This window comes from Sphingobium limneticum (assembly GCF_008710155.1).
Classification (GTDB): Bacteria; Pseudomonadota; Alphaproteobacteria; order Sphingomonadales; family Sphingomonadaceae; genus Sphingobium; species Sphingobium limneticum.
The window spans coordinates 1-776 of record NZ_VYPZ01000100.1 but is presented as its reverse complement, the minus strand read 5'-3'; the positions used below and the strand labels follow the sequence as shown (position 1 = coordinate 776).

Sequence of the window (776 nt, the reverse complement as noted above, 5' to 3'; positions counted from 1 at the left end):
GTATCGCTCCGGTGAGGGCCGCCTTGCGGTGATCGGCTGATATTTCGAGATGGCACCGGTGCAAGCGCCGGTGTTTGCACCGATACTAGGAACGGTGCGATGACTCAGATCACGGTAATTTCAGGCCCGGAGCGGCGGCGAGTATGGACGGACCAGCAGAAGCGCGAGTTGGTCGCGGCTGTTTCGGCTCCCGGGGCGAACGTGGCGGAGATTGCCCGCCGTGCTGACCTACGGCCGAACCAGATCTACAGATGGCGGCGGCAGATGGGTCAGGCAGCGCAGGGCTTTGCCGAGGTGCAGGTGCAGACTGACCCGGTGCCGGTCATGGGATCGGCGATTATCGTCGAGTTTGATCGGGCGATCGTGCGTATTCCCGTTGGCGCTTCGCCTGGGTTGGTGTCGGCAGTGCTGCGGTCAGTCAAGCCGTGATCCCTGTACCCTCAGGCGTTCGGATATGGATCGCAACGGGGCACACGGACATGCGGCGCGGCATGCGCAGCCTGGCCCTGCAGGTGCAGCAGAGTTTCAGTCGGGATCCCCATGCCGGTGATCTCTATGTCTTCCGAGGGCGCCGTGGCGACCTGTGCAAGATCCTGTGGCATGATGGCGTTGGCATGTCGCTCTATGCCAAACGCCTGGAGCGGGGGAAGTATATCTGGCCATCGGCTGTAGATGGGGTAATTGCCATCTCCGCCTCCCAGTTGGCTTGCATGCTGGAGGCGATCGACTGGCGTAATCCGCAAGCAACCTGGCGGCCGACATTGGCCGGATAATCG

Annotated in this window: 2 protein-coding genes; both read left to right on the top strand. The window is 62.5% G+C overall.

Annotated features, from left to right (window positions below; all coding sequences use genetic code 11):
- Positions 1-99 precede the first annotated feature (99 nt).
- On the top strand, positions 100-429 hold the full coding sequence (locus F4U94_RS24170; protein ID WP_120249825.1) for a transposase: 330 nt from the start codon (positions 100-102) through the stop codon (positions 427-429).
- Complete coding sequence (tnpB, locus tag F4U94_RS24165) at positions 426-773, top strand: IS66 family insertion sequence element accessory protein TnpB (protein ID WP_120249824.1); 348 nt, start codon at positions 426-428, stop codon at positions 771-773. Before F4U94_RS24170 ends, tnpB begins: the two co-directional genes overlap by 4 nt.
- The last annotated feature ends 3 nt before the right edge of the window (positions 774-776 follow it).